Here is a 21066-nt window from a genome sequence, read left to right as displayed (position 1 = left end):
CAGTCGGCCGCTCATACGATGTTCTGACTGAACTGCCCGACGCGCGGACGCGCGAAAAGAAACGCCCCGACGATCCGCCGAGCCGGTTCCCGCTGGTCGGCGCCCTACGACAAGGTGCGAGCCGGTTGAGTGCCGCGTTGGTCCTCGGCGGTCGCCCTTCGCCATTTTCCAAAAATCGTCGATCGGAAATTGTTACGCGGGCGGCTCGTCGAGAATCACAGAACATCGATGTCATTATCTTGATGCGCCGGAAACAATATGGCAATCTGGAGGGCGCTGCTGGGAGCGCTCCCAGAATTGTCCGGCATTCGATTCGGCTCTGCTTGGAGGGACAGCCATGCCCGAGGTGACACGGAGACGCCTGCTCTTCGGAGGCGCGGCCGGGGCGGCGCTCCTGCCACTGGGCTGGACGGCGGCCGCCCGGGCCGACTCGGCAGCGCCCCCCGAAGTGCGCGCGGCCGGCGACCTCGCCCTGTGGTACGACGAGCCGGCCGGCACGGAGTGGCTGCGGGCCCTGCCGATCGGCAACGGACGCCTCGGCGCGATGGTGTTCGGCAACGTCGACACCGAACGGCTCCAGCTCAACGAGGACACCGTCTGGGCCGGCGGCCCCTACGACTCCAGCAACTCCCGGGGAGCGGCGGCCCTGCCCGAGATCCGGCGGCGGGTCTTCGCCGACCAGTGGACGTCGGCGCAGGATTTGATCAACCAGACCATGATGGGTACGCCCGGCGGGCAGCTGGCGTACCAGACCGTCGGTGATCTCCGGCTGGCCCTCGGTTCCGCCTCCGGCGCGACGCAGTACCACCGGACGCTCGACCTGACGACCGCGATCGCCACCACGACGTACGTGCTGAACGGGGTGCGCCACCAGCGTGAGGTGTTCGCGAGCGCGCCGGACCAGGTGGTCGTCGTCCGGTTGACGGCCGACCGGGCCGGCGCCATCTCGTTCAGCGCCACCTTCGCCAGCCCGCAACGCACCACGACGTCCAGCCCGGGCGGCGCCACGATCGCCCTCGACGGAATCTCCGGCGACATGGAGGGCGTCACCGGATCCGTCCGCTTCCTCGCCCTGGCCGAGGCCGTCGTCACCGGCGGCTCGGTCGCCAGCTCCGGCGGCGCGCTGCGGGTGTCCGGAGCCACCAGCGTGACGCTGCTGGTGTCGATCGGCTCCAGCTACGTCGACTACCGCACCGTCAACGGCGACTACCAGGGCATCGCTCGCAGCCGGTTGACGGCCGCCCGCGCCATCGCCTACGACCAGCTGCGCAGCCGGCACGTCGCCGACTACCAGGCGTTGTTCGGCCGGGTGACGATCGAGCTGGGCCGCACCGCCGCCGCCGACCAGCCGACCGACGTGCGGATCGCGCAGCACGCCACCGTCAACGATCCGCAGTTCTCCGCGCTGCTGTTCCAATTCGGCCGGTACCTGCTGATCTCCTCGTCGCGGCCGGGCACCCAGCCGGCCAACCTGCAGGGCATCTGGAACGACTCGACCAGTCCCCAGTGGGACTCGAAGTACACGATCAACGCGAACCTGCCGATGAATTACTGGCCGGCCGACTCCACCAACCTGGCGGAGTGCTACCAGCCGGTCTTCGCCATGATCAGGGAGCTGGCGGAGACCGGCGCCCGGACGGCGCGGGTGCAGTACGGCGCCGGCGGCTGGGTCACCCACCACAACACCGACGCCTGGCGGGGCACCTCGGTGGTCGACGGCGCGCTGTGGGGCATGTGGCAGACCGGCAGCGCGTGGCTGGCCACCCTCATCTGGGACCACTACCGCTTCACCGGTGACCTCGGCTTCCTGCGCGCCAACTACCCGGCCATGAAGGGCGCCGCGCAGTTCTTCCTGGACACGCTGGTCACCGACCCGGCGCGCGGCTATCTGGTCACCAACCCGTCGAACTCGCCGGAACTACCCCACCACGCGAACGCCAGCGTGTGCGCCGGTCCCACCATGGACAACCAGATCCTGCGCGACCTGTTCGACGGGGTCGACCGGGCCGGTGAGGTCCTCGGCGTCGACCAGGAATTCCGGACCCGCTTACGGGCGACGAAGGACCGGCTGCCACCGATGCGCGTCGGCTCCCGCGGGAACATCCAGGAGTGGCTGGCCGACTGGGTGGAGACGGAGCCGAACCACCGGCACGTCTCCCACCTGTACGGCCTGCACCCCAGCAACCAGATCACCAAGCGCGGCACTCCCCAGCTCCACCAGGCTGCGCGCCGGACCCTGGAGTTGCGCGGCGACGACGGGACCGGCTGGTCGCTCGCATGGAAGATCAATTACTGGGCACGGCTGGAGGACGGCGCCCGGGCGCGCAAGCTGCTGGGTGACCTGGTGCGCACGGACCGCCTGGCGCCCAACATGTTCGACCTGCATCCGCCGTTCCAGATCGACGGCAACTTCGGCGCCACCTCCGGCATCGCCGAGATGCTGCTGCAGAGCCACAACGCCGAACTGCACCTGCTGCCGGCGTTGCCGGCCGCCTGGCCCGCCGGCCGGGTGACCGGCCTGCGGGCGCGGGGCGGCTACACGGTGGGTCTGGGGTGGAGCGCCGGTCAAGCCGACGAGCTGCTGATCACGGCCGATCGTGACGGCGCCGTCAAGCTTCGCGCCCAGCTGTTCGCGGGGACCTTCACCGTCACCGACCTCACCGACGGCGCCACCACCGCCGTCACTCGCCTCGAGTCCGACTCCGTGCAGCTCACCGCCCGCGCCGGTCACACCTACCGGGCCGCCCGGCCCGGCGTGACCCCGTCCCCGTCGTCGTCCCCTTCCCCGTCGTCGTCGCCGACCGGGGCGCGGGCGGTGTACGCGGTGACGAGTTCGTGGTCCGGCGGCTTCCAGGCCGAGGTGACGGTGACCGCGGGGGCCACGGCGATCAGGGGATGGACCGTCTCCTGGACCTTCCCCGGTGGGCAGGCCATCAGTCAGGTCTGGAACGGCACCTACACCCAGAGCGGAACGAACGTGACGGTGACCAACGCCGCGTACAACGGCGCCCTTGCCCCGGGCGCCGCCACCAGCTTCGGACTGATCGCCTCGGTGACCGGAGTGAACGAACCGCCCACCGCAGTCACCGTCACCACCAGCTGAAACCCGAGAGGACGGACAGAGATGAACGAACGCCGTACCGGTGGTCGCGCCAGACTCCTCCTCGGCGGCGCCTGTGCCGTGCTGATCGCCGTGTCCTCGGTGGCCGTGGCCACCGTCGCCCGCGCCGATCTGGCCGGCCCGCCCGGAACCACCCTGAAGGCGGCCGCCGAGCGCAGCGGGCGGTACTTCGGCGCCGCCATGGGCGGGGACCGCCTCAGCGACCAGGGCTTCCTCACCATCGCGAACCGCGAGTTCGACATGATGACGGCCGTCAACGAGATGAAGCCCGACGCGACTGAGCCCAACCGCGGCCAGTTCGACTTCCGGGCCGGTGACGCGATCTACAACTGGGCCACCCAGCACGCCCTGCGGGTCCGTGGCCACACCCTGGCCTGGCACGCCCAGCAACCGAGATTCTGGGGAAGCCTCAGCGGCAGCGCCCTGCGCACCGCGATGATCGACCACATCAACGGCGTCATGGCCCACTACCGGGGCAAGCTCTACGCCTGGGACGTGGTCAACGAGGCCTTCGCGGAGAACGGCAGCCGCCGCAGCTCCAACCTGCAGTCCACCGGCAACGACTGGATCGAGGTGGCGTTCCGGACCGCTCGGGCCGCTGATCCGTCGGTGAAGCTCTGTTACAACGACTACAACATCGAGAACTGGACGTACGCCAAGACGCAGGGTGTCTACACCATGATCCGGGACTTCAAGTCCCGTGGCGTCCCGATCGACTGCGTCGGTCTGCAGACCCACTTCACCGGTGGCAGCTCGCTGCCGGGCAACTTCCAGACCACGCTGTCGAGCTTCGCCGCTCTGGGTGTGGACGTGGCCCTGACCGAGGCTGACGTCACCAACGCCTCCGCCACGCAGTACGCGGGACTGACCCAGGCTTGCATGAACGTCCCCCGCTGCGTCGGCATCACGACGTGGGGCATCCGCGACAGCGACTCCTGGCGTGGCAACGAGAGCCCGCTGCTGTTCGACCGCAACAGCAACCCCAAGGCCGCGTACACGTCCGTACTCAATGCCCTCAATGCCGCCTCGACCACGGTGCCCGGTACGAGCACCCCGCCGCCGAGCACCCCGGGCAGCACGCCGCCGAGCACCCCGGGCAGCACGCCGCCGAGCACCCCGGGCAGCACGCCGGGCAGCACGCCGCCCAGCACGCCACCGGTCACCGGGTCGCCGGGCGCCTGTACCGCGACGTACCACCTGACCAACAGCTGGAGCGGCGGTTTCCAGGGTGAGGTCACCGTGGCCAACACCGGCCCGACCACCATCGAGGGCTGGACCGTGCAGCTGACGCTGGCCGGCGGGCAGACCATCGCCAACGTCTGGAACGGCATCAACACCGGCACCAGCGGCACGGTCAGCGTCCGCAACGCCGCCTACAACGGCTCCCTCGGCGCGAACGCCTCGACCAGTTTCGGCTTCCTGGTCAACGGCAGCAGCAGCACGGCGCCCGCCTCCGTCTCGTGCACCAGCCCCTGACCCGCTACCGTCCAGAAGGGAACGACATTTCCGATGACAACATGTGAGGACCAAGGGCCGAACCGCCGGCGGTCGTCCCGCGGCTGGGCCGCGGCCGCCGGCCTGCTGCTGGCTGTGGCGGGGGCGCTGATCGTGAACCCCGCGCCGGCGCAGGCCGCCACGGCGATCACCATCAACGGCACGTCGGGCGGGCGCACGTTCGACGGCGTCGGGGCCATCAGCGGCGGTGGCGGCAACACCCGCCTGCTGGTCGACTATCCGGAACCCCAGCGCAGCGACATCCTCGACTACCTGTTCAAGCCGGGGTACGGCGCGGCGATGCAGATCATGAAAGTGGAGATCGGCGGGGACACCAACTCGACCTCCGGCGCGGAACCCAGCCACGAGCACACCCGCGGCCAGGTGAACTGCGACCGCGGCTACGAATGGTGGCTGATGGGCCAGGCGAAGGCCCGTAATCCCGGCATCAAGCTGGTCGGACTGTCCTGGGGAGCCCCCGGCTGGATCGGCAACGGCAACTTCTGGTCCAGCGACTCGATCGACTACCTGATCGCCTGGCTCGGGTGCGCCACCTCCCACGGGCTGACCATCGACTACCTCGGCGGCTGGAACGAACGCGGCCGGGATCTGAACTGGTACAAGAACCTGCGCTCGGCGCTGAACTCGCGCGGATACCCGAACGTCAAGATTGTGGCCTCGGACGACTTCGGCTGGGGCTCGGCGGACGACGCGCTGCGTGACCCCGCGTTCGGCTCCGCCATCTCGGTGGTCGGCAGCCACTACGTCTGCGGCTACCGCAGCGCCCAGACCAGCTGCCCCAGCTCGGCGAACGCGGTGAACTCGGGCAAAACCCTGTGGGCCAGCGAGAACGGCTCCGACGACTACAACGGGGGCGCGCCGGCCCTGGCCCGCGGCATCAACCGTGACTACATCGACGGGAAGATGACCGCCTACCTCAACTGGCCGGTCATCGCCGCGATCACACCCAACATCCCCTGGAGCACGACCGGTGTGGCCGTGGCGCCACAACCGTGGTCCGGCTACTACTCGATCGGTACGAGCACCTGGGTCATGGGCCACACCACCCAGTTCACCGCACCTGGATGGCGGTATCTCGACAGCTCCACGGGCTATCTGGGCGGCAACCGCAACAACGGCAGCTACGTCTCGCTGAAGTCGCCGACCAGCAGCGACTACAGCACCGTCATCGAGACGATGGACGCCGGCTCGGCCCAGGACCTCCAGTTCACCGTCACCGGCGGGCTGTCGACCGGGACCGTGCACGTGTGGTCCACCAACGTCCGGTCGGGAAATCCGGCTGACCAGTTCGTCCGGCGCAACGACATCACCCCGTCCAACGGATCGTTCTCACTGACCGTCCAGCCGGGCTACGTCTACAGCATCACCACGACCACCGGACAGGGCAAAGGCGCCGCGACCAGCCCCGCCCAGGGCGCCCTGGCGTTGCCCTACAGCGACGACTTCGACGGTTACGCGACCGGACGCGAGGCGAAATACCTGTCGGACCACCAGGGCTCCTTCGAGGTGACCCCGTGCGGTGGCGGCCGTACCGGTCAGTGCGTACGCCAGATGTCGGAACAGGCGCCGATCTTCTGGACCTCGGGCCACGCCGAGCCGTTCACGCTGCTCGGCGACGTCAACTGGCGCAACTACACCGTCTCCTCCGACGTCATGCTGGAGAAGAGCGGCTATGCGCAGCTCGTCGGCCGGGCCGGCAACTACAACCACGACAACCCGCACAACCTCAACGCCTACTACCTGCGGGTGGCCGACAACGGCTCGTGGTCGATCCGCAGCAACAACACCAGCGGCAACCAGCGGACCCTGGCCAGCGGCACCACGGCGGCCCTGGGCACCGGCCGCTGGCACAAGCTGGCCCTCACACTCAACGGCGGCACACTGACCGCGGCCGTCGACGGGACCACCGTGGGCAGCGTCTCGGACTCCACCTGGGTCGCCGGCCAGATCGGTTACGCCACCGGCCAGGGCGTGACCGCCCAGTTCGACAACCTGACCATCACCGGGCTCGGCGGCGGCTCGAGCCCGACCGGCACGATCCGCGGAGCCGGGTCGAACCGGTGCCTGGACGTCAACGGGCAGAGCCAGGCCGACGGGACGGTCGTGCAGATCTGGGACTGCAACGGCGGCGCCAACCAGACCTGGACGGCGACGTCCAGCAACCAGCTGACCGTCTACGGCAACAAGTGCCTCGACGCCCCCAGCGCCTCCGCCGGCGGCCAGGTCCGGATCTGGTCCTGCACCGGGGCGGCCAACCAGCAGTGGCGTCTCAACGCCGACGGCACCATCACCGGTGTCCAGTCCGGGCTGTGCCTGGACGTGACCGGCGCGGGGACGGCCAACGGCACCGCCGTCGGATTATGGACGTGCAACGGCGGAAGCAATCAGCGATGGATCAGGTCATGACCATGACGTCTCTCGGGAAGTCCCTGCTGGCGGCCGCCGTGGTCGTCGCCGCCGGCACGACGGTCGTCACCGTCACCGGGTCGGCCGCCGCGGCCGCGGTCCAGGCCACCTACTACGTCGCTCCGGACGGCAACGACAGCAATGCCGGAACGATCACCGCACCGTTCCGAACCGTGCAACACGCGCGGGACGTCGTCCGCACCGTGAACACCGCCATGACCGGCGACATCAACGTCTATCTCCGCGGCGGCAACTACCCGGTGAGCAGCACGATCGAATTCGGGCCGGGCGATTCCGGCACCGGCGGCCACCGGGTCGTCTACGCCGCCTACCCGAACGAGACGCCGGTGCTCGAGGGCGGCGTCCAGGTGACCGGCTGGACCCAGCACAGCGGCAACATCTGGAAGGCCCCGCTCGACCGCTCCGGCAAACTCCGGGCCCTGTACGTCAACGACAAACGGGCGTTCATGGCCGCGAAGACGATCAACTCGGCCGGCTGCCAAGGCACATACACCATCACCGCCGGGCAGGCGGACTGGGCGTGGGAGTCGGGGTCACAGTGCGCCGGCGCCAAGTACAGCTCGTCGGATTTCCCGGCCATCGCCGGCAACCAGGACGCCATCGAGATCGAGACGTCGACCACCTGGACCTCGGCCATCGTGGGAGTGCGCCAGGTGACCACCGACGGTGGCAACCGGGTGGCGTTGTTCCAGCAGCCGGGCGCCGCCATCGCCCAGGGCGCGTACAACGGCAACGCGCAGGTGGGCGGCACCCACAAGGTCATGAACGCGTACGAGTTCCTGGACACGCCGGGGGAGTTCTACTTCGACAAGTCCAGCCGGACGCTCTACTACTACAAGAGCGAGGCCGAGAACATGTCGGCCGCGACGGTCTTCGCCCCCAACAACGTGACCACCGTGCTGCGGGTCGCCGGCACCTCGACGAGCAACCACGCGCGTAGCCTCACCTTCTCCGGTCTCACGGTGCGGCACTCCGACTGGAACCTCACGAGCGTGGCCGGCTCGGTCTACAAGGAGGCGCAACAGGGCAACCTCAGCGCCATCGCGTACGCGAAGCAGAACTTCCACGCCTACTACTACCGCAACGTCGACACCACGCCCGCCATCGTCCAGGTCCAGAACGCCGACGGGATCCTGCTGCAGCGCAACCTGATCCAGCACACCGGGGCCGACGGCGTCAGCATGGTCAACGACGTGCAGAACAGTCAGCTGATCGGCAACCACACCAGCGACATCGCCGGTTCGGCGATCTCCATCGGCCACCCCCAGCACGTCTTCATCGGGGACTCCGGGTCGAGCAACCGCGAGAAGTATCCGGCCCAGGTGGAAGCACTGCCGAAGAACATCGAGATCAAGAACAATTTCCTGTACGACAGCGCGGTACTCTTCAACGGGCACAGTCCCATCTCGGCCTACTTCGCCGACACGCTCACGATCCAGCACAACCGGATCGAGAAGGCACCCTGGGCCGGCATCACGCTCGGCTGGGGCTGGTGGAACTTCGACGGGTCCCCGGGATCGATCGCCCCCAACCGGCCGACCACATCGGCCCGGAACAACACCATCAGCTACAACCACATCGTGGACACGGTGCAGCGCCTGGGTGACACGGCTCCCATCTACACCCTCGGCAGCCAGCCCGGAACCACCATCACCAACAACTACCTGCAGGGTGTGCCGGCCGGCCACAAGTACGGCCTCCATCCGGATGAGGGCTCGGCGTTCCTGACCTTCCGCGACAACGTGCTGAGTGTGGACAAGAACGTCACCTGGCTGATCAACTCCGACGACTTCGGCCGCAAGCACGATCTGAGCCTCACGAACACGTACGGGCCGGTCAACAAGGTCTCCAACAAGAACCTCCCCAACAGCACGGTCCAGGACATCCTGGTGTCCTCCGACTACGTCTGGCCGGCGGCCGCCTACGGCATCGCCGTGAATTCCGGGCCGGAGGACGCGTTCCGGGACATCGTCCCGCCGGCCCGTCTCCCGCTGCCCGACCACGTCCTGCCGGCCAGCACGTACACCGGCGGCGGGACCTCGTCGATCCCGGTCCGAAGTGCCGGCGATCCGGGCCGGAGCATCTGGCTGGCCCCCTCCGGCACCACGAACTTCGTCGCCGGACCGACGATGACGACCGCCGGCGGCACCGCCACCTCGATCGCGGTTCCGTCGTCGCCGGGTGACTACCGGCTCTTCGTCCTGGACTCCCGGGGCAACCGGTCGGCCGAGTCCACGTCGATCGTCCGGCGGCAGGGCGGCGGCGGCCAGCAGAGCGGGCAGATCGTGGGCGGCCAGTCGGGCCGGTGCGTCGACGTACCCAACGCCACGACCGCCAACGGCACCCAGGTGCAACTGTGGGACTGCGACGGCAGCGCGAAGCAGCGGTGGTCCTACACCGGGAGCAAACAGCTGATGGTGTACGGGAACAAGTGCCTGGACGCCTCCGGGAACGGCACGACCAGTGGCACCGCGGTCATCATCTGGGACTGCCACGGCGCCCTCAACCAACAGTGGAACGTCAACGCCGACGGAACCATCACAAGCGTCCAGTCCGGCCTGTGCGTCGATGCCAACAACGCCGCCACCGCGAACGGCACCAAGCTGATCCTCTGGTCGTGCAGTGGCGGCGCGAACCAGCGATGGACCCTGACCTGAGCCCCGGTCCGGCTCAGGCGCCGACAGACACCTACGACGCCTGGGCCGGCGGCCGCTTCAATCGATCCGTGCAAACATCATACGTATGCTCTTATACTTCGGGTCGTTGAACGCCGCGTCAATAAGGAAGATCCAAAAGAAGGACTGGGACATGGTTGGTTTCAGGCGCGCCCGCCGCTTCCGCCCTCTGCTGACCGCCCTCGGCTGTGCCGGGATCCTCGCCGTCGCCCTGACCGCTTGCGCGGGTGGCGGCAGCAGCTCCGGTGCCGGGGACTACGGGTTTCCCCAGGTGGCTCAGGACGACAAAGCCGCGATCACGGTGTGGGTGGATGCCGACCGGACCAAGGCGGCGGACGCTTTCGAGAAGGCCCACCCCGAGGTGCCGATCGAGGTGGTGACCTACGACGGCTCGGCGAACGGCTCCAACTCCTTCCGGACCAAGATGCAGCTGTTCGACCGGGCCCAGAGCGGCTGGCCCGACGTCGTGTTCTCCAGCCAGAACAACGACGCGGCCTGGGCCAGCCAGAAGAGCAACGGCAAGCAGGCCTTCGCCGCCGTGCTCAGCGACAAACTCGTGGCCAAGGAGACACTGGACAAGTTCACCGCGGGCGCGCTGAACCCGTGCACCGTCGACGGGAAGGTCTACTGCCTGCGCAACGACCTGGCCCAGGTCGTGCTCTGGTACAACAAGACACTGCTGGAGCAGTTCGGCTACCAGGTCCCGGCCACCTGGCAGGACTACCAGGCCCTGGGGGAGAAGGTCGCCCGGGAGCACCCCGGCTACATCGTCGGCGCCGTGGGCGACGCCTGGACCCCGGAGGTCTTCTTCTGGGGCAGCAAGTGCCAGGCGAACGACATCACGGGGCCCAAGGCCGTCACGGTGAACACCGCCACCCCGCAGTGCCAGCGGGCCGCCGCCATGCTGGACACGCTCATCAAGAACGGCACCACGCCGAACATCAGCGTCTTCACGCCCGAGTTCGTCAAGAAGTACTCCGGCAAGGTCCTCATGATGCCCGGACCGGCCTGGTACGCGGGGGCCATCTTCAACAACCCCGAGTCCCTCAAGGTCCCGGCCGGCCAGCTCGGCATCGCGGCGCCACCGGCGTGGCAGGGTGAGGAGGCCGTGACCGGCAACGTCGGCGGCGGCACCTGGTTCATCAGCAGCCACTCCAAGAACCTGAGGGCCGCCGAGAGCTTCGTCCGGTTCGCCACGACCGCTGACGAGTATCAGGTGGAGGTCGCCCCCGGTTATCCGGCGTACGCTCCCGCGGCCGAGAAGTGGGTGAAGAAGCAGGAATCGAGCGGCTACTACGCCACCGACCTGCAACCGGTGGTGAAGGCCGGTACGTCGATCTGGAGCGGTTGGGGCTCGGGGACCTTCAGCCAGGAAGCCATCTGGGCCAAGACGATCACCCCGGCGATCGCCGACGGCAAGAGCCTCGTGACGCTGCTCCCGGAATGGCAGACGGCGATCAAGAACCAGGCGCAGGTCAACGGATACACCGTCAAATGACGATGGTCGGGAACACCGTTCGCCCGGCGGCTGTGGCGGAGGAGCGGGAAGCCGGTCGGCCGCCCGTGCCCCGCAGCAACGCGATGAGCTACGGCCTCATCTCGGTGTACGTGGTGCTGGCGCTCGCCTTCGGGATCGTACCGGCGGTCTACGCCCTGTATCTGGCGTTCACCGACGCCGAGGGCGGTTTCGCCGGGCTGGCCAACTTCGCCAAGGTCACCGGCGACTTCCGGTTCTGGCCGGCGGTCACGCATGTCGCCCTGTACCTGATCATCTGGCTGGTCGCGCTGGTGGTGCTGGTGACCCTGCTGGCGGTCGTGGTCCATGCGATCCTGGCGCGCTGGCTCAGCCGGACCCTGCGGTTCGTCTTCTACCTGCCCGGCGCGCTGGCCGGTGCGTCGAGCGTGCTGCTGTGGCTGTTCGTCCTCGACCCCACGGCCAGCCCGGTGGGCGGCCTGCTGCGATTGCTGGGCTTCGAGAGCTTCGTGCAGGTCATCGTGCCGGGCAACCTGCCGGTGATCTTCGCCGTCATCGCCTTCTGGGCCGGCGCGGGCAGTTGGATCGTCATCATGTACGGCGCCCTCAACAACATCAGCGCCGAAGTCATCGACGCCGCGCGGGTGGACGGCGCCAACCCGGTGCAGATCGCCTGGCGGATCCAGCTGCCAATGCTACGTAAGTGGATCTCGTACATGTGCATCATGTCCCTCGCCGCCGGCACCCAGCTGTTCATCGAGCCGCAACTGCTCTCCCAGGCCAGCAACGCGATCGTGCCGAACGACTACTCGCTCAACCAACTCGCCTACCAGTACGCGTTCCAGCAGAACGACTTCAACGGAGCGGCGGCCATCTCCCTGCTGCTGCTCGTCATCGCCCTGGCGCTGTCCGCCGTCTTCGTCACGCGCGGCGGCCTGTTCGAGCGGGACTGAGCTCATGACCTCTGCGCACACCGAACCCGCCGCGGCCCACCGGCCCGGCGTCAGCGGCTGGAGCAGCCGCGCGATCGTCACGGTCATCGTGGCGGTCCTCGTCCTGTTCTTCGCCATCCCGATGATCTGGTTGCTGTTCGCCACGACCAAATCGGCGCGCCGCCTGATCGTGAGCAACCCGTTCGCGCCCGGCAGCGCCGGTGACCTGTCCACCAACTGGAGTCAGCTGTTCGATTTCCAGGACGGCGCGGTCACCACCTGGATGGCCAATTCGGCGCTGTACGCGATCGGCGCCCTGGCCATCACCCTGCTCGCCAGCATCCCGGCCGGCTATGCGCTGGCCCTGACCGAGTTCCCGTTCCGCCGGCTGCTGCTGGTGCTGACCCTGGTCGTCATGCTCATCCCGAACACCGCCCTGGTGCTGCCGATCTTCCTGGAACTGAACGTGGTGGGGCTGATCGGCAGCCCGCTGTCGGTCATCCTGCCGATGTCGTTCTTCCCTTTCGGGGTGTATCTGACCTACATTTACTTCTCCACGAGCATCCCCCGGGACCTGCTCGCCGCGGCCCGGATCGACGGTTGCCGGGAGTTCCAGGTCTTCACGAAGGTCGCCCTGCCCCTGGCCGCGCCGATCGTGGCGCTGGTGGCGTTCTTCAGCTTCGTGCAGAACTGGAACAACTTCTTCCTGCCCTTTGTGATGCTGCCCTCCAGCGACGGCTATCCGGTCCAGGTGGGACTGACGTCGTTGCTGGCTTCCACGCCGGCGTTCAATCCCAGCTCCGCCGGAGCACAGTCGGTGCAGCTGCCGACCCTGGCCCTCGCGACCGTGGTCTCCGTGCTGCCGGTGCTCATCGTTTTTCTGGTGTCACAGCGCTTCCTGGTCGCCGGCATGACCGCCGGCGGGACCAAGGATTGAGCGTCATATCGATACAAGGAGCCGACATGAAGGTCACCGGCTATCGCAGCCTTTTGACGAAGCACGAGTGGGGTCGGCTGACCGGAGACGCCAACGGGGTGATGGCCGACCAGCAGACCGATGTGCACGTGCTGATCGTCGAGACGGACGAGGGCCTGGAAGGTGTCGGTGTGGGCCCTCACGGCGACATCGACCGCGTCTTCGGCGCCGTCGAGGGCGAGGATCCGCGGGCCGTCACCGCGCTCTACGACCGCATGCTGGCGTGGGTGTTCAAGACCGGGCACGCGGGATCCGCGTTCGGGGCGATCGGCGCGCTCGACATGGCGCTGTGGGATCTGAAGGCGAAGGCGGCGGGTGAGCCGCTCTGGCGTACCCTCGGCGCACTGGACCGCTTCGTCCCCGGTTATGCCTCGGGACTCGACATAGCCCTGGACGACGACGCCCTCGTACGCCTCTACGAACGCTATGCCGACCGGGGCTTCAGCGCGGCCAAGCTCAAGGGCGGCCACGACGTCACACACGACCTGCGCCGTCTCACCGCGGTGCGCGACGTGCTCAGCCGCAACTCGCCGCGTCCCGCTTTGATGCTCGACGCCAACGAGTCCTGGAACCGCACCCAGGCCGTGCGCTACGTCCGCGAGCTGGAACGCGCCGTCGACCTCACCTGGATCGAGGAGCCGGTGCGCCGCTGGGACGCCGCCGGACTCGCCTCGGTGCGCCAGCACATCCGCGCGGCCGTGGCCACCGGGGAGAACCTCACCGGCCTGGAACAGTACCGGCCACTGCTGGACGCCGACGCCGTCGACATCGTCCAGATCGGCAACGTCTGGGGCATCACGCACTTCTTGCGGATGGCCGCCGTGGCCCACTACCACGACCTGCCGGTGAGCCCGGTGACCTACCATGCCAATCCGGCTGCGCACGCCGCGGCGGCGATCCCCAACCAGCTCGCCTTCGAGGTCCAGGACCTCAGCGCGCCCGTCGGGCTGGAGATCGACCAGCAGATCATGGACGGCGGTATCGTCCTGGGCGACGAGCCGGGCATCGGCATCCGGGTCGACGAGGAGCACATCCACGCGGTCCGCGCCGCCAACCCGGTGGCCCAGGCCGCCGGGCCGCACGTCCGTCCCGGCCGCGCCGGCCTGCGGCTGGTGCCCGACGCCCCGGCCCGGTCCGTCGACGAGATCGGGCATCTGTCGTGAGCGGCCTCGTCGACGCGCACGTCCGCCTGTGGAACCGGGCCACCGAACCCCAGCCGTGGTCATGGCCGGGGCCATTCCGACGGGTGCCGTGCTCGGGGCGGGCGCCCGGCCCAGCCGCGGGCTGACGACGTCTCGGGCGGCTCAGCGTTGCAGACGGCCGGGATCGCTCGGGCCGCCCCGCCGCACCAGCCAGGCCTCGGTGATGTGGGTGAACATCGCTTCGGCGGCGCCGTCCGGATCACCGGCGGCGATGCGTTCACAGACCCGGCGATGGCCCTGATTCGACGCCACGCACAGCGCCCGGTCCGTCTGCCCCACGTAGCGGGCGGTGTTGACCACCTGGCTCTCCAGCGCCCGTACGACGGCACGAGCGATCCGGTTGCCCGAGGCCCTCATGATCGTGTCGTGGAAGGCGCGGTCCTGGTCACCGTAGGTCTGGGGGTCGTCCACGAGTGTGTCCATCTTGTCGACCAGGGCCCGCAGCCGGTCGACGGTGTCCGCGTCCGCCATGCGGGCGGCCACATTGGCCATGTCCGACTCCAGCAGCCGGCGGGTCACCACGAGGTCATCCAGGATGACCACGCCGTCGTCCTGGGCGATGCTCGCACTCAGGACCATCTCGTCGAGCATGTCCCACATCGCCGGCGCCGTGACGAGGGTTCCCGCGCCCTGGCGGACCTGAACCAGGCCCTTCTCCTGAAGGATCTTCACCGCTTCCCGCACCACCGTCCGGCTGACCCCGAAGCTGTCGCCAAGGACAGGCTCGGGGGGCAGCGCGGTGCCGGGCGGGTGGACGCCGTCGACGATACGACTCACCAGTTCGGCGGTGACCGCCTGCGCGAGGTTCGCCGGCCGTCGCGTCCACGCCGGGGGTACGGGAGCGCCCGCGGCCGCCTCAGGTGATCGAGCCATGCGTCCTCCAGTGCCCCTCGGCGATGCCGCGATCGTACCGACAGCACCCGGCCCCGTGCCGGGGGCGGGATCTCTGCGGTGCCGCTCGTGGTAGACATCAGCCCGGGAACATGCGACAGCACGCGGGGTTGACGCCGCGTCAGCGTCAAGCCCGCTCGTTGCGCAGCGGTAGCCGGACGACCGCGGCGGTGCCGGCCGGTTCGTGGCCGGTGATGGTGATGGTCCCGCCGTGCATCTCGATGATGGTGCGCGCCCGGCTCAGTCCGAGTCCGCTGCCGGGAACGCCCTGATGGCGGACGTTACTGGCCCGGTAGAAGCGGGCGAAGAGCTGATTGATCTCGTGGCTGGGCACGCCGATGCCGGTATCGGTGACGCGCAGTTCCGCGGTGGTGCCGTGGGATCGTAGGTGTACCCGCACGTCGCCGCCGTCCGGGCTGTATTTGATCGCGTTCGAGAGCAGGTCGTCGACGACCTGTCGCAGCCGTGCCGGATCGCCGGTCATGCCGAGCCGCTCCGGCAGGTCCGTGCTCAGCCGTACGCCGTTGTCGGCGGCGGTCGGTTCGGCGGCGTTCGCCGCGTCGGTGACGAGAGCGGCCAGGTCGACGTCCCGGACGGTGAGGCCGATGTGACCGGCCTCCAGCCCGGCGAGATCCAGCAGGGTGTCGACGATGCCTCGCAGTGCCGCGGTGTTGCGCTCGATGGACTGCACCATCTGCCGGCTGTCCTCGTCCAGGCCGGCGGTCTCCTCGCCCAGTATGGCGGCGTTGGCCCCGATCGAGGTCAGCGGCGTACGCATCTCGTGGCCGATCAGCGCGAGAAAGTCCTCCCGGGCGCGCTCCAGCTGGCGGGACAGCTCCGTGGCCCGGCACATCGCGACGAAGACCCCGAACTGGGCGGCGACCCCGTCCAGCAGCACCGTGAGAATGTCCTGGTCCGGTTCGATGACGGCGGAGTAACAGCTGAGCACGCCGAGCATGGTGTTGCCGTTGCGCACCGGCACGGACAGCACGGTGCGGATACCCAGCCGCACGCCGAGTTCGGTGCGGGCGCGGCTCTCCGGGGCGTACAGCCAGTCGGCGTCGGCGAGGTCGGCAACCCACAACGGCTGGCCGGTGGCCCAGACCCGGCCGGTGACGCCGACACCTTTGACCACGGTGTAGTCCACAAGTTCCTCGAAGTCCGGCGCGCTCCAGCGGCCCACGGAGTCCAGGTGCTCGCCGCTCTGGTCGATCAGCCACAGCTCCGCGTACGGCCAGCCCAGCGTGGTGGCCACCGCCCGCAGGACACCGGGCGCGGCCACCGGCGGCTCGTTCGCCGCCGCGATGGCCTCGGCCACGGCGAAATGGCAGGTGCGGAACCGTTCCACCCGGCGCATCGTGGTGATCTCGCGGCCGACCGCCACGGCGCCCAGCATGCGGCCACCGGAGCCGGTGATCGGCTGAGCGGTGGTCGAGAACGTCCGCGGCCGGTGCCCGGGCATCTCCACCACCACGTCGGTCGCGGGCACGGTCTCGCCGTGCAGGGCGCGCATCAGCGGGGTTCGCTCCCAGCTTATCGGCGTCCCGTCGGGGTGCAGCAGGGTGCCGGTCACCATCCGCGGCCAGTCGGTCGGCACCTTGCCGACCGGCGGCAGCCCCTGCGCCTCCCGCAGCACGCGGTTGACCACCACCAGCCGGCCCTCGTTGTCGCAGGCGATCACCCCGACGGTCAGGCTTTCCAACAGGGCCGCCAGGAAGCTGCTGTTGCGGTCGGCGGCCTCCTCGGCGGCGGTCTGCCCGGTCAGGTCGGTGAGGAACACGCAGGCCATCGGCCCGTCGGCGGAGCCGACCACCGACAGCGCCGCTTGGGCCGTCAGCCGGTGGCCGTTCCGGTGCCGCACGGTCACCCGCCGGGACACCCCGCGGCGCGGCGACGTGGAGAACAGCCGGGTCAGGGCCACGCTGATCGGACGTCCGTCGTAGTCGGGCAGCACGCTCTCGTCCAGGTGCCGGCCGCGCACCTCGTCGGCGGTGTAGCCGAGCATCTCCTCGGCGGCGCGGTTCCAGCTCACCACCACACCGTCGCGGTTCACCGCGAGGAACGCCTCCGGCGTGCTCTCCAGCAGGGACGCGCTGTCCATCCCGCCGGCGGCCACCGGCCCGGGAGGCGCGCCGGGCCGCAGCAGCCCGGCGATCTCCGCGAGCAGGGCGGCCTGCTCGTCGGACCACTGCCGGGCCTCGGTGTCGAGCACCGTGAGCGACCCGACCGCCTGGCCGGCGTCGTCGTGCAACGGCACGCCCAGGAACGCCCGTACGCCGTACTGCGTGGCGAGCAGATGCTCCCGCAGGTCCGGCTCCCGGGACATGTCGCCGGAGCAGACCGGGCGGTTCGCGCTGACCATGTACTTGCACACCGAGTACGCCATGGGCTTGTGTCCCTGCTCGCTCAGGGCCGGCGGCAGGTCGTGCACGCCGACGAAGTACTCCTCCTCGTCCCCGAGTAGGGTCACCACCCCCATCGGCGCCTCGGCCAGCCGCGCCGCGAGCGCCGCCACCCCGTTCAGCGCGACCGGCAGCAGGGCCAGCGCCCGGCGAGCACTGTCCACCGCCGCGAGCCGCACCGGATCGCGCAGCAGTGCCTCGTCAACCACGATCATGGACCCGCCCGATGTCCGGGGTGCACGCCGCGGCCGCCGCCTTCGCGTGGCGGTCGCGGCGCAGTCCGGGCAGTCGACCGCACCCGGCTGACCGGACCCGGTATCGGCCTTCAGGGGCGAGGTATCGCGGATCAGCATGTCGGTCTGCGCAAGGAGCACGGGGTCGAGCGCGGTGGGCCTGGCGGCCGGTGCCGCCAGCAGTCCGGGCAGGGCGACCGCCAGGGCGGCGGCCGTCCCGACCTGGTGCGGGCGCATGCGCACGGCGGTGCCGGGCAGGTCGGGGTAGGCGGCGTCCTCGGGATCCTGTACGGCGAGCAGCCCGCCGCGCATGCCGATTGCCGCCAGGCCGGCGATGCCGTCGTCGAAGATGCCGGAGAGCAGGATGCCGACCACCCGGGGCCCGCCCCAGCGAGCGGCGCTCAGCAGCAGCGGGTCGACCGCCGGGCGGAGCCGGTTGTACTGCGGGGCGGCGCTGAGCCGTAGGCGGTCGTCCGGGCCGACGAGCAGGTGCCGGTCCGGGCCGGCGACGTAGACCCGCCCCGGTCGCAGCGCCTCGCCGTCGACCGCCACGGCGGCCGGCAGCGGACCGGAGCGATCGAACTGCGCGGCGTCCCGCTCCCGGGCCGGGGTGATGACCACCAGCAGCGTGGCGTGCAGGTCCGGGGGCAGGCCCGCGAGCAGGGTGGTGGCGGCCTCCAGAGCGCCGAGCGAGCCCCCGATGACCACCAGATCTCGATTCGCCATGAAGCACGCGCCCCTCGTCGGCCGGTACCGGCGCGGGGCACCTTCCCCATCTGCGGGCAAATATTCCTGAATTCCCGCATTAGATGGATTCTTCGGTACGGTTCCAGCGTGGTTCCCCGGAATCGGGAGCCGCGCCGCGGCCCGGTGCTACCTGATCGGCACCGCGACGGCGTGGATGCCCTGGTCGTTGGCGGCCGAGGCGTGGGCCGCGCCGCCCTGGCACACGCCAGCGCACGCGGTGCCACGGCAGGAAGTCGGTGGCGAGCAACAGTGCGCCGGTGGTCGCGATCAACCGGTTGGCCACGGCCGGGGCCGACTGCCGGTCACGATTCCCGTCCGGGACGTCCTGGGTACAGCCGCAGCAAGTAGCGCTCTACCCCACGGAGGTTTTCGTCGATGTAGGCGATCGCCTCGGGGACCGGCAGCTCCACGATCCTTTCGGCGACGGCCTGGTAGGCCGCGACAGCTTCCTCGCGCCCGGCGTAGAAAACCTGCGGCGGGCGTCGCCGACCGGAACGATAAGGGAGCGACCGCTGGGAGACAGCTCGGCAAGGGGAGTGGCGGGGAGGTCGGCTCGGCCGACACTGGTGCGCCGTCAGGGCGGTCGCGTAGTCCGGCAGCAGGGCCTGAACCGGCGATTCGCGGAGTGGATGGCCACTGTGGAGGCGAAGGTGGCGGGGAAGCGCCCGAACCCGTCCACTGAGCACCGAAGATGCGTCGGCGTCAGCGTCGCGGCAGGACCAGCAAGGTGATGGAGTTCGCCGGGTATGTCGCGTTGATGCTGGGCTGCGTCGTTGCGAGGTCGTCGTTGCGTACTATGGAAGTGAGATCGGCTGTGCTGTAGGTGTAACGCTGCGCCGTTCCCCTGCCGCGGAAACCTGCTATTGACAGGGACGACGTCAGGTTGTCGCCGGTCTTGTTTACGATCATGAGAGTCAGCGCCTTGTCGGACGAGCGCTGGGCGGCGTACAACGCGAGTTGCCCCTGGTCACTGCTGGTTGCCGAGACGCTCACGTCGCCGAACCGGCTCCCCGCACCGTCGTAGTTGCGGTACATGCGGAACGAGTAGGCGCCGGGTTGCGTCGGCTGCGGCTCGCCCCACATGGTCGCGAGGTCCAGGCCCTCACGCCCGAAGACTCCGAGGACGTCGGCCTGCGCCAACGCGCCGTTGATGTCGTCCAGCGCGCCCCAGTTGTACTCGGTGATGGCGACCTTCGTGCCGGGGTAGTACTGAGCGACCCACGCCTTCATCGTGCGGATGAACTGCAGCGGCGGCGCGTTGACGCCACTGGGACCGATCCACGACTCCTCGACGTACGTGGGATCCCACAGCGAACGGGTGGACCGCAGCCGCAGCGCGTTCGCCTCCGGGTCCTTGCCGCCACTGATCTGCGGGTAATAGTGCTGGTCGAAGTAGTTCAGGAAACGCCTACCGCCGTGGGCGTCGCCGAAGTCCTTCATGTTCTTCAGGTACCACTGGGAGAGGTTGAGCCCGCCGTGCGCGGCGGCGTCGGCACCCGGCGCACACCCGTCCGACCCGGACGCCACCCATTCGCAGTAGCCCCAGCCCGACGGGCCGAGCACGGCCGCGCCGGGATCGGCCGCCTTGATGGCCGCGGCGGTGGCCGTGCCCTTGCTGCCCAGCTCGTCGTATGTCACCGCTTGGGGGTGCACGTCGCGGTGCGTGGAGCTCCACAGCACCGGCTCGTTGTCGAGCTCGTAGATCCGGACGCCACCCCGCGCCGCCGTGCCGAACCGGCTCACCAGGTACGAAGCCATCTCGCCGGCGAACGACGCGTCCGCCGGGATCGAGGTGTCCGTGGGGTCGGCTCCAGTGATGTCCGTGCCGTCGAGCTTGCCGTTGCCGCAGTTCGCGTCCCACGGGTCGAACCCGTCCTGCGCGGGGAAGCGGGTCGCCGGGAAACCGCAGGCGAACGGGTGCGACGAAGGTGAATCCTTCGCCACCCAGCCGATCATGGGAACGGTGACGATCTGCTTGGTGCCGCGGTTCCGGTTGATCGTGACGAACGATTCGAGTGTGTTCCCGACCCCGGCGACGATGTTCTCGAAGTACCAGTCGCTGCCGGTGTTGTAGGTGTGGTTCTTGAAGTTGTAGCGGCTGCTCGCGTTGCCACCCCAGCGCGCCACCGGCATGCCGATCTCGGCAGCGAAGGCCGGATCGGCGCCGTTCAACCCGTAGATGTCGGGACTGATCGCGTGCCGGGCGGCGGACACGTCGACGGACAACGTGAGCCCGGTGGCCGCCACGGCCGGCGTCGCGGCGGCCTGGGTGGTCAGCCCTGCCGCTACGACCGACATGGCTACCCCGATGGTCATGCCCGACCGCAGCATCCCCCACCGTCGAGCACTCATCACAAACCTCCAGCGCCGGACAATCCATTGATGCTTATCGAAATGTCAGCTTCCCTGGATATCTCGGAGCAGTCAAGGATCCGGCACAGGTCATGCCGCACGGCGCAGGATGCTCAGTC

The 21066-nt window shown here is 69.2% G+C and carries 11 protein-coding genes; 8 read left to right on the top strand and 3 right to left on the bottom strand.

Going from position 1 to position 21066, the window contains the following annotated elements; translation table 11 throughout:
* Positions 1-337: 337 nt before the first annotated feature.
* The 8 genes from Asi03nite_RS01400 to Asi03nite_RS01365 all read left to right on the top strand — a co-directional run bounded on the left by Asi03nite_RS01400 (position 338) and on the right by Asi03nite_RS01365 (position 14283).
* Complete coding sequence (locus tag Asi03nite_RS01400) at positions 338-3103, top strand: glycosyl hydrolase family 95 catalytic domain-containing protein (protein WP_203676417.1); 2766 nt, start codon at positions 338-340, stop codon at positions 3101-3103.
* 21 nt (positions 3104-3124) lie between these two features.
* On the top strand, positions 3125-4597 hold the full coding sequence (locus tag Asi03nite_RS01395) for an endo-1,4-beta-xylanase (protein WP_203676415.1): 1473 nt from the start codon (positions 3125-3127) through the stop codon (positions 4595-4597).
* Between the two features lie 33 nt (positions 4598-4630).
* Entirely contained in the window at positions 4631-7042 is a 2412-nt protein-coding gene (locus Asi03nite_RS01390; protein ID WP_203676413.1) for a ricin-type beta-trefoil lectin domain protein, read from the top strand.
* Positions 7039-9720 (top strand): ricin-type beta-trefoil lectin domain protein, encoded by a 2682-nt coding sequence (locus Asi03nite_RS01385; protein ID WP_239102285.1) that lies wholly within the window; start codon positions 7039-7041, stop codon positions 9718-9720. Before Asi03nite_RS01390 ends, Asi03nite_RS01385 begins: the two co-directional genes overlap by 4 nt.
* A 151-nt stretch (positions 9721-9871) precedes the next feature.
* Positions 9872-11236, top strand: coding sequence for an ABC transporter substrate-binding protein (locus tag Asi03nite_RS01380; protein WP_203676412.1), 1365 nt, complete (start codon positions 9872-9874; stop codon positions 11234-11236).
* Positions 11233-12165: a carbohydrate ABC transporter permease gene (locus Asi03nite_RS01375; protein WP_203676408.1), complete on the top strand. Its 933-nt coding sequence runs from the start codon at positions 11233-11235 to the stop codon at positions 12163-12165. The genes Asi03nite_RS01380 and Asi03nite_RS01375 overlap by 4 nt, the downstream gene beginning before the upstream one ends.
* Before the next feature lie 4 nt (positions 12166-12169).
* On the top strand, positions 12170-13081 hold the full coding sequence (locus Asi03nite_RS01370; RefSeq protein WP_203676406.1) for a carbohydrate ABC transporter permease: 912 nt from the start codon (positions 12170-12172) through the stop codon (positions 13079-13081).
* A 26-nt stretch (positions 13082-13107) separates the two neighbouring features.
* Positions 13108-14283 (top strand): mandelate racemase/muconate lactonizing enzyme family protein, encoded by a 1176-nt coding sequence (locus Asi03nite_RS01365; RefSeq protein WP_203676405.1) that lies wholly within the window; start codon positions 13108-13110, stop codon positions 14281-14283.
* 141 nt (positions 14284-14424) lie between these two features.
* Here Asi03nite_RS01365 and Asi03nite_RS01360 read toward each other — a convergent pair whose 3' ends face one another.
* The 3 genes from Asi03nite_RS01360 to Asi03nite_RS01350 all read right to left on the bottom strand — a co-directional run bounded on the left by Asi03nite_RS01360 (position 14425) and on the right by Asi03nite_RS01350 (position 20947).
* Positions 14425-15195 carry a FadR/GntR family transcriptional regulator gene (locus tag Asi03nite_RS01360; protein WP_203676404.1) on the bottom strand — a complete coding sequence of 257 codons (771 nt, stop codon included), beginning with the start codon at positions 15193-15195 and terminating at the stop codon, positions 14425-14427.
* A 145-nt stretch (positions 15196-15340) separates the two neighbouring features.
* Positions 15341-18574: a chemotaxis protein CheB gene (locus tag Asi03nite_RS01355; RefSeq protein WP_203676403.1), complete on the bottom strand. Its 3234-nt coding sequence runs from the start codon at positions 18572-18574 to the stop codon at positions 15341-15343.
* Positions 18575-19297: 723 nt separating this feature from the next.
* Positions 19298-20947: a glycoside hydrolase family 44 protein gene (locus tag Asi03nite_RS01350; RefSeq protein ID WP_239102282.1), complete on the bottom strand. Its 1650-nt coding sequence runs from the start codon at positions 20945-20947 to the stop codon at positions 19298-19300.
* Positions 20948-21066 lie beyond the last annotated feature (119 nt).

The sequence above is a fragment of the Actinoplanes siamensis genome (genome assembly GCF_016862395.1).
Taxonomy (GTDB): Bacteria; Actinomycetota; Actinomycetes; order Mycobacteriales; family Micromonosporaceae; genus Actinoplanes; species Actinoplanes siamensis.
The sequence above is the reverse complement of the archived record's forward strand: the minus strand, read 5'-3'. Positions and strand labels throughout refer to the sequence as shown.